General features: G+C 59.7%; 7 protein-coding genes. 2 read left to right on the forward strand and 5 right to left on the reverse strand.

Translation table 11 applies throughout. From position 1 onward, the window contains the following. The first annotated feature begins 164 nt into the window (after positions 1–164). Positions 165–551: a winged helix-turn-helix domain-containing protein gene (locus ABWU19_RS02535; protein WP_435900199.1), complete on the forward strand. Its 387-nt coding sequence runs from the start codon at positions 165–167 to the stop codon at positions 549–551. 171 nt (positions 552–722) lie between these two features. Here the strand turns inward: ABWU19_RS02535 and ABWU19_RS02540 are convergent, their stop codons facing one another. The 4 genes from ABWU19_RS02540 to uvrC all read right to left on the reverse strand — a co-directional run bounded on the left by ABWU19_RS02540 (position 723) and on the right by uvrC (position 6,461). Further along, positions 723–1,928 (reverse strand): methyltransferase C-terminal domain-containing protein, encoded by a 1,206-nt coding sequence (locus ABWU19_RS02540; protein ID WP_435900200.1) that lies wholly within the window; start codon positions 1,926–1,928, stop codon positions 723–725. A gap of 235 nt (positions 1,929–2,163) precedes the next feature. Beyond that, positions 2,164–3,486 (reverse strand): threonine synthase, encoded by a 1,323-nt coding sequence (gene thrC, locus ABWU19_RS02545; RefSeq protein ID WP_435900201.1) that lies wholly within the window; start codon positions 3,484–3,486, stop codon positions 2,164–2,166. A gap of 80 nt (positions 3,487–3,566) precedes the next feature. Continuing rightward, positions 3,567–4,583 carry a homoserine dehydrogenase gene (locus ABWU19_RS02550; protein ID WP_435900202.1) on the reverse strand — a complete coding sequence of 339 codons (1,017 nt, stop codon included), beginning with the start codon at positions 4,581–4,583 and terminating at the stop codon, positions 3,567–3,569. 75 nt (positions 4,584–4,658) lie between these two features. Continuing rightward, a complete protein-coding gene (gene uvrC / locus ABWU19_RS02555) occupies positions 4,659–6,461 on the reverse strand; it encodes an excinuclease ABC subunit UvrC (RefSeq protein ID WP_435900203.1) in 1,803 nt (600 codons plus the stop codon). 165 nt (positions 6,462–6,626) lie between these two features. Between uvrC and ABWU19_RS02560 the strand changes: the two genes are divergently transcribed. Then, a complete protein-coding gene (locus ABWU19_RS02560; protein WP_435900204.1) occupies positions 6,627–7,031 on the forward strand; it encodes an NADH-quinone oxidoreductase subunit 15 in 405 nt (134 codons plus the stop codon). Positions 7,032–7,374: 343 nt separating this feature from the next. On the opposite strand, the gene ABWU19_RS02565 is transcribed toward ABWU19_RS02560, so the two are convergent. Next, on the reverse strand, positions 7,375–8,499 hold the full coding sequence (locus ABWU19_RS02565; RefSeq protein WP_435900205.1) for an MraY family glycosyltransferase: 1,125 nt from the start codon (positions 8,497–8,499) through the stop codon (positions 7,375–7,377). Positions 8,500–8,640: the final 141 nt, after the last annotated feature.

Consider the following 8,640-nt stretch of genomic DNA (forward strand, 5'->3'; position numbering starts at 1 on the left):
TGAAGCGTGAATAGCGCTGTGCTTAACAACCTGCGTTTTAAACCGTTACAGGGATTTGCGGGGCGGCTGAGAGCGAAACGAGTCCATAACGCCCTTAGATAACGGCATGCTGCACCTCGACAAAAACCTTTGGGCATTTGGAGTCCTCCATGTACCCTTATGTTATGCGCCTCAGGATGAAATTCTGGCTCGAGTCCGAATCGGGCGACTATATGCTGGGCCCTGGCACCTTGCGCCTGTTGCTGGCCGTTGCCGAGCAGGGCAGCCTCAAGGCGGGGGCCAGGGCAGTTGGGCTTGGCTACCGAACGGCATGGGATCGGCTCAAAAAAGCCGAGGAGGGCCTGGGGTTTGCTTTGCTCGAGCGCTTCTCAGGCGGCGAAGGGGGTGGCGGCAGCTCCCTGACGGCAGAGGCCCTGGAACTGGTGGAGCGATACCGCCGTTTCATTCTGGGTGCGCAAGAGATGCTCGAGGCCCGCTTTTATGAGGCTTTTGCAGGCTGGCCACAAGCTGAATTTGCTGTGCATGATGTCAAAGAAAAAAGCACAAAATAGCTATATTTGCATGTACGGCGGCAAAAAAAGCGAAGACTACAAGACATGTTGCCGCAAAGACAGGCCACGCTCCGCGCTTTCTCGGACGCTATGCTGGAGCAGTGGCATAAAACCCGTCGGCCAGTCCGGCGGTTTGGGTGTTGCTCTGGCAGCTTCGCACAGGCCGTATCGCTAGCTGGGTGGTATTTTTGGGGTGGGTTTAAGAATGTCGGGGTGGGGTAAGGCCACGATAAACTTGCCGCCCCCTTGCAGGTACGCCTCGAGCTGCGCTTTCATTTCATGGGTAGGGGGGGTAAGCAGAAGCAGGTAGTCGGGCTGCTCCTCGAGCAGCTTTTTTACCCCGTATATGGGGATATGCACCCCAGCTAAAAAGCGCCCCTGCTTGCCAGCATCAGGGTCAACCACAAATTCAATTACTTCGCGCCCCAAACCCGCATAATTGAGCAAAACCATACCGTGGGTGCTGGCTCCGTAGGCCGCTACCCTTCGTCCGCGCGCGCGCAGCTCGGTAAGCAAAGCCATCAGGGCTTCACGTACTGCTGCTGTGCGTGAGGCAAACTCGAGGTAGTAGACAGTATCGTTCAGACCCAGCTTTTGCTCTTGCTCCATATAGTGGCCAACCGAAGTTTCGACCTGGCGGCTTTTGCTCAGAAAATAGCGCAGATAGCCCTCCGCCAGAGGTTCAACCTGTTGAATCCAGAGGCCATGACGGCGTGCAAGCTGGTGTGTGGCCCGAACCGAGAAGTAGTGCAACTGCTGGTGGCAAAAATGCTCGAACTGCCGGGCCTCGAGCAGCTCCAGCACATAAAGCAGTTCCATTACGGCCACGCCGTTATCGCTCAGAAGCGTGGCCAGGCCTTCGAACAGCCCATTGAGGTCGGTGTGGTGGGAGGGTAGTTGATTGACCAGTATCACCTCGGCCTGTAGCCCCTCGTTGCGCAGTGTGGCGGCATAGCTGCGCTCAAAACGCTCATTCCGGATGAGGAGATTCTTGCTAGAAACCGCTTTAACGCGCTCTGAATGGGGCTCGAGGTAAACCACTTTGGCCCCTGCTTGCCCGAACTCGCGCAGCTGCGCCGGGCTACTGCCTTCCAGGGCCAGAACCACAGAGCCTGGGCCGAGCCGGTGGCTACCTGGAAGCCCCTCGAGCAAGTCTTCTACAGGAAATGCCGGGGGTGTCGGGGTACTGCCTACTGGGTCGCCAGTGAGCTGAACCAGGCCGCAGCGCTTACAAAAAGCGACCTCGAGGCTGCGCCGTTCTTCGGGGGTGGCCAGCTGATCACTGCTCAGGATGCTAAAGAGGGGAATCCTTCCCAGGCTCAGAAAGAGCATTAGCTCTCCCGAACCACACGAGCGACAGGTCTTGCGCTTTTTCATTTAAATCCCCTGGCCACATGCGCGGCTTTATTGCAAAAGGGTACGAACTCGGCCGTAATCGTACCGTTATCGGATTTCGCTTGCTTTGGTTGCGGGTTGCAGCGATTCGTTAAGCGGAATTGCAGGTGCTTTGATGATAAAAACGTACACGTAACGCAACAATTAACGAGATGGCCCTAAGGTACAGGCTATCCGAATCTTGGCGGTTTCCCAGCGTCGAGCCTGGCGCAGGCCGCTAAAGCAAGAACGCCTTGAGGGCCTGTAGGGTCGGGTCAATGGTCCACACGCGGGTTGGACGGCTGTAGAGTACCTGCAGGGCCTGTTCTGAAGGGGGCTCCTGGCCCAAGGCGCTAAAGACCACGTCGGGAAACTTGGCCGGATGGGCGCAGGCCAGGCTGATCGTGGGGGTGGGGTCGGCGGTTTGTTGGCGGTAGCGGGCCTGGGCTTCCAGGCCAACTGCCGTGTGCGGGCAGGCCATATAGCCGTAGGTCTGGTGGGTTTTTTTCATACGTGCCAGGGTGGCCTCGTTCGAAACGGAGGTGCCCCAGACCCACGCGCGCAGTTTTTCTGGCCCCAGCAGGGTGTACAGCCGCTCGAAGTTGCTGGGCGAACCCACGTCCATGGCGTTGGAAAGGGTAGCGATGGTGGGGTGGAACTGATAGGCCTCCGCCTTGCCCTGCAAAAAGTCGGGGAAAAAGTGGTTGTCGTTGTGGGCGGCGATGAACCTGTGCACGGGCTGTCCCATCAGGGCTGCCAGTATTCCGGCGGTGAGGTTGCCCAGGTTGCCGCTGGGAACGCAAAAATTGATTTTCGCCCCCACCCCCCGGTTCCCTCCCCCTGTAGGGGAGAGGTGGTTGATCTGACTGGCGGCCCACAGGTAGTACAAAGCCTGGGGGAGCAGGCGCCCAATGTTGATGGAATTGGCGCTACTTAAAGGCAGGTGGGCCAGCTCGGGGTCTACGAAGGCTTCCTTGACCATGCGCTGGCAGTCGTCGAAGGTGCCCTCTACCGCAAAACTGCGTACGCCGGGGCGCTCTGTGATGAGCTGGCGCTCCTGCACTTCGCTCACCTTGTCTTTGGGGTAGAGCAAGACCACCTCGATGTTGTCCTGCCCGGCGAAGCCATCGGCTACGGCGCTGCCGGTATCGCCGGAGGTGGCTACCAATATGATGCGGCGTTCGCCCCGCTGACGCAGGAAATACTGCATCAGGCGGGCCATGGTGCGGGCCCCAAAGTCCTTGAAGGAAAGGGTGGGGCCGTGGAAGAGCTCGAGCACAAACAGGTCGTCTGAGAGTTGCACCAGTGGGCAGGGGAAGTTCAGGGCATCGCGGAGGATGGCTTCCAGGTCGTGGGCGGGAATCTCGTCCTTGAGCCAGGTGCCCAGTACCGCTATTCCCACTTCAGCGATGGAGCGGGCCTCGAGCCAGGCTTCCGGCTCCACGCGGGGGATGCGCTCGGGGATGTACAGGCCGCCATCCGGGGCCAGGCCTTTGAGCAGGGCCTCCTCGAAGCGCACCAGGTTCTTGTGGGGGTCGCGGGTGCTGTAGTAGCGGATCATAGTGGGTACTTATACCATCTCTGCGTGCTCATTTCGCACCAGGGGGCCTTCTACAAGGCATTCGGGGAAGCTGCCCTCCATCAGACCTCCTCGAGCTGCTCCAGCGGCTGCTGGGGTATGGGAACCGCTGCCGGAATGGGCAGGTGGCCGGGAGCGCCCAGCAGCGCCCGGTACAGATCGCCCAGCACCGCGCTGGCCGTTACGCCCCCACCGGCCCCGGCCCCGGCGAAGACCAACTGCCCCACCGGGTCGCCCTTGTAGACCAGGGCGTTGCGCCCGCTGCCCATAGCCACCAGCGGGTGCGACTCGGGCAAGCGCACCGGACGTACTGCCGCCACCCACGCGCCATTTTCGGGGTAGAGGCTGGCCACCAGCTTGATGGCGTAACCCTCGGCCCTGGCCTGCTGGAGCAGCTCAGGGGTGAGGTGTTGGATGCCCCGGGTGCGCTCCAAGACCTTCTGCCAGGAAAGCCCAGGGTCTACCGTGAGCCGTCCCAGCACACAAATCTTGTGGGCCGAGTCAATCCCCCCCACGTCCAGGTTGGGGTCGGCTTCCAGGTAGCCCAGATCCCCCGCTTCCTGGAAGGCCTGGTCGTAGGTAGCACCCTCCTCCATGCGCCGGATAAGGTAGCTGCAGGTGCCGTTCACGATGCCGTGCATCTCCAGGGTTTGGTTGCCCCACAGGCTTTGCAGAGCACCCAGGATGGGTGTTCCGGCCATCACGCTGGCCTCGTAGTAAAGGCTGCCTTCCTCGGCATATTCGCGCAGCTCGTCCCAGCGCTCGGCCAGCAGGGCTTTGTTGGCAGTTACCACCGGCAGGCCCATCTCCAGGGCCTGCAAGACCAGCTCACCCGCCAGGGCGGTGCCGCCCGCCACTTCCACCAGCACGTCTATGTCGTCTAAAAAGCCCTCGAAGTTGCTGGTTAGCAGTCCTGCGGGAATTCCGGGGCGAACTTTTTGGGTGTCGCGCACCAGCACCCGGGTTAGCTCTACCTCGACGTCCAGCGCCCTAAAGCGAGACCGATGGGCAGGTAAAAGCTGGGCAAAAGCACTCCCCACAGTTCCGCCCCCCATCAGGGCCACACGCACGGTTTCCATAGGCGTAAGCCTACCGTGTCGAAAAGGGGAATGCCAGTCCGCCTAGCGGAGGGAGCCGTCAGGACTCGAGCCGCCTCAAACAGATGACCCCTGGGAAAGGGTGGCTGCGCCCAGTGCCTTCAGAACCGCCTGTGCGCTGCGCTTGTCGAGGCCTGGCAGCCGGGCCAGCTCCTCCACGCTCATGGCCTTCAGTTCCTCCAGGGTGGAGAAGTGGTTCATTAGGGCCAGCTTGCGGGCCGGGCCAATGCCCTTGATGTCGTCGAAGATGCTTTTGAGGGCTTTTTGGTTGCGTAGCTTGCGGTGGAACTCGAGCCCGTTGCGGTGGGTTTCGTCGCGCTGGTAAATAAGAAGCTGAAGCGCTGGATGGTTGAGGGGAAGGGCGATGGTCTGGCCGTCGGGCAGTACCAAAGTCTCCTCGCGCTTGGCCAGCCCCACCAGCGGAATCTCCAGCCCGGCCTGCTTGAGCGCTTTCTGCGCCGCCCGTACTTGCCCCAGCCCCCCGTCAATCAGAATCAGGTCGGGGATGGGCATCTGCTGGGCCAGGCTGCCGGTGAAGCGCCGGAGGATGGTTTGCTCCATTGAGAAAAAGTCGTCGGGCTGGCCCTTGAGGCCCCTGATTTTGATGCGGCGGTACTCGGCTTTTTTGGGCCGGCCCCCCTCGAAGACCGTTATGGAACCCACCACGCTCTCGCCCAGCAGGTTCGAGATGTCGTAGCCCTCGATGCGGTAGGGGCGACGGGAAAGCCCCAAGACTTCCATCAAGCCCTTGAGGCCGGGGTGGTCGCCTTTGCGTTCCAAGAGCTTGAGTTCGGTTTGCAAGGCGGTCTGGGCGTTGTGCTGGGCCAGCTCGATCAGCCGGGTTTTGTCGCCGCGCTGGGGTATGCGCACCTCCACCTTGCGCCCTTTGGAGCTCAAGAAGGCCGAGAAAGCCTCCTGGGCTTCCAGCTCGAAGGGCAAGAGCACCAGCGGGGGCAGCGGGGTGGCCTCGAGGTAGTAGTCGCGCAGGAAGGCTTCCAGCAACTCAGCGTCGCTGGCCTCCTTTACCCCCTCCACGAAGCGGCTAATGCGCCCCAGTATCTGGCCCCCGCGCACCTGGTAGTGCTGCAAGAGGGCATAGTCGCCCGCACGGGCAAAGCCCAGAAAGTCCAGGTCGCCCAGATCGGGGTCATAGGCCTGCTGAGCAGTACCAAAAAAGCTTTGCACAGCGCTTATCTGGTCGCGGATCTCGGCAGCCCGTTCAAAATCCTGGTTTTGAGCCGCGGCCCGCATCTGCTTTTCCAGGCTTTCGTAGAGGGCCTCCATCTTGCCATCCAGCAGATTTTCTACTTGCTGCACGGCCATGCGGTACTGCTCTGGGTCGGCCTTATCAATACAGGGAGCCAGACAGCGCCCCATCGAGTAATTGAGGCAGGGGTAACGCCTTTTCTTGAAGGGGAATCCGGAGTTCTGGCGCAAGGGGAAAAAGCGGTCCACCAGGCGCTTGATGCGCCGCACCGCCGAAGCCTCGGGGAAAGGCCCCCAGTAGCGAGCGCCGTCGTCCTGTACCTGCCGCACCACCATCAGCATGGGCCACTCCTCGTGGGTGAGCTTCAGGAAGGGGTAGTGCTTGTCGTCCTTCATCAGGACGTTGTAGTGGGGGCGGTGGTGCTTGATCAGGTTGGCCTCGAGCAAAAGCGCCTCGACCTCGTCGCGCACCACGATGAAGTCGAGGTGGGTGGCTTCCTGGTAGATGCGCAGGCTCTTGCCTTCGCTATGAAAATAACTGGTTACGCGGGCTTTGAGGTTTTTGGCCTTGCCCACGTAAACGATGGTCTCGCCGGTTTTCCACAGGTAGACCCCAGGCGTTTCGGGCAGCGGGGGTAGGTCTTCCAGCCGCATCTGAACTTTATCCTAGTACACCTCCATGCACCCAGTGTGACCTGGTGCCAACCCTGGCTGGCTGGTAAGTACCTGGCGGCCAAAAAGTCGGCCTCCATACAACACGTTTTGGGAGCTTTTGGCAGTCTTTAGACTTTATTGCCCCAAACCGATAAACTAAAAGCCATGAGCGCTGCTCACGACCACCACCATGACGAGATGCTTTACCAGGCCTGGGTGCAGGTTGTCGAATGGATGAAGGAGTACGCCACCGAGAAAGGCGTGCAGTTCACCAAGGAATCCGATTTCCCCGACTTCATCTATCGCATGGAGCGCCCCTACGAACTGCCCACTACCCTGATGGCAGTCTCGCTCTCGGACGAACGGGGAGAGCCGTTCTTTTTTGCTGCGGCCTCGCCCCGCCACGCCAAGCTCAAGCACGTGGCATTCCGGGTTCCGGGGGGGCATATCCACTACCATGCCCACTGGGACGACGGAAAAGGGCTGGTTCTGGAAGGCAAATTCCCTGTTACCAGGGAAAAGCTCTACCAGATGGCCGACCGGGCCAGAAACGCGCTGGCCAAGGCATAAGGTGTAATCGTGAGAACGGATCCTCCTGCAAAGGGGGATTTTTCCTTTTCCAAAGGCAACCTGCCCCACCCTGGGGGCATTATGGATGGGAGGGATGTTTCGCGGTCTTCGCTGTTTTTTGCCGCTGCACAAAGACCCCTCTGCCAACACTTTGGGTGGGGCCCCAGCAAAAAAAGATTTCTTATCACACAGTGCTGTGCAGGACAAAGCAATCAAGTTGGGAGAGGGTTTAAGTTGCGCCAGGGCAGATTGGCAAAACCAGCGGAATGAGTCAATGCATACCTGGCGCAATTCCTAAAGCGAATTTTTGGTACGGCATCTTGCATTTCGCTTATGGAGACACTTACACCGGGGGTATCTGGCTGGGGTTGATCTGGACTTGCGCGGCTTCCTTCCAGACTGCCCGAAGCCTGCGCCATACAGTAAACCCGAGCAGGGATGCAATCCCAATGGCGGTAACCCCTATGACCAGGGGGTTCACCCCTTGGACCCACATGGCCACCAGGTTAAACACCAGGGTCGCTATCCAAAGTATGACGGTGGTGCGGCGTTGAGAGAAACCACGGGCTAAAAGCCGGTGATGGATGTGGTCTTTACCGGGTGTAGACAGGGGGTTTTGCTTTCTAAGAAGACGACGGATGAAAACCTGGGTGGTATCCAGAATGGGCAGCAGCAGAAAAAGTGCTATGGGAACAAGCGAAAATACCGTGGTAACTTTCAGGCTGCCCAGCAGGGCTGTTGCGGCCAAAACATAGCCAAAAAAGTAGGCTCCAGCATCGCCCATGATGATCCGGGAAGGGTAGAAGTTATGCCGCAAGAACCCGAGTGCAGCCCCCCCAAGTGCGGCCAGCACCAGGGTGGCGGCGGCCCAGTGCGGATTCTGGGCCGAGACAGCCAGCAGGCTCATGGCAGTAATAAAGGCGATGCCGCCAGCCAGCCCGTCTATGCCGTCCATCAGATTGACTGCGTTGGTAACGCCAATGACCCATACTATGGTCAGAACCATGCCCCAAAAAGGGTCCAGTGGAGTGCCAAAAGCGGCATGGAAACGGATGTCTACCGCTACTAGCAACAAGGCTGCAAGCAGCTGTACCAGAAGCCGAAATGAGGGTGGCAGGCCAAACTGATCGTCAACAAAGCCGACCAACACCAGAATGGCCCCCCCCAGTAAGATGGCCAGAACCTGTACCTGCACTTCCTGGATCAGGATGGGGCGAAGCACGGTAGCTACAATCAAGGCGGCCACCACCCCGGCAAAAATAGCCAAACCGCCAGCGTTGGGCAAGGGCTCCTTGTTCAGGCGGCGGGCGTTGGGCTGGTCTGCCCAGCCAACCTTAAGGGCAAACTGTCGTACCCTGGGCATGAACCGCCAGGTTACTATCCAGGCCACCACAAACGTAAATACCACGATGAGCCAGCCCGAGCCGCTCGGGTTGGCTATGCCGATGAACTTCAGAAACTCAGTCATCCCAATTCCCCTAGCTTAGTGCGCATGGGTGAGGAATGGGATAGCTTTACCCCAATTCGGAAAAGCCACCAGCCACATTTCCCCAAACTGCGCCAACAGGAGGCGCCAAGCGGGGTTGTGCTCCATCAGCTTGAGGAGACA

The organism is Meiothermus cerbereus (assembly GCF_051297115.1).
In the GTDB taxonomy this organism is placed as follows: Bacteria; Deinococcota; Deinococci; order Deinococcales; family Thermaceae; genus Meiothermus; species Meiothermus cerbereus_A.

Coding starts and splice junctions, on each gene's coding strand:
- ABWU19_RS02550 (WP_435900202.1), bottom strand. CDS start 4,583: ATGGAAACCGTGCGTGTGGCCCTGATGGGGGGCGGAACTGTGGGGAGT.
- ABWU19_RS02540 (WP_435900200.1), bottom strand. CDS start 1,928: ATGAAAAAGCGCAAGACCTGTCGCTCGTGTGGTTCGGGAGAGCTAATG.
- ABWU19_RS02565 (WP_435900205.1), bottom strand. CDS start 8,499: ATGACTGAGTTTCTGAAGTTCATCGGCATAGCCAACCCGAGCGGCTCG.
- ABWU19_RS02560 (WP_435900204.1), top strand. CDS start 6,627: ATGAGCGCTGCTCACGACCACCACCATGACGAGATGCTTTACCAGGCC.
- thrC (WP_435900201.1), bottom strand. CDS start 3,486: ATGATCCGCTACTACAGCACCCGCGACCCCCACAAGAACCTGGTGCGC.
- uvrC (WP_435900203.1), bottom strand. CDS start 6,461: ATGCGGCTGGAAGACCTACCCCCGCTGCCCGAAACGCCTGGGGTCTAC.
- ABWU19_RS02535 (WP_435900199.1), top strand. CDS start 165: ATGCGCCTCAGGATGAAATTCTGGCTCGAGTCCGAATCGGGCGACTAT.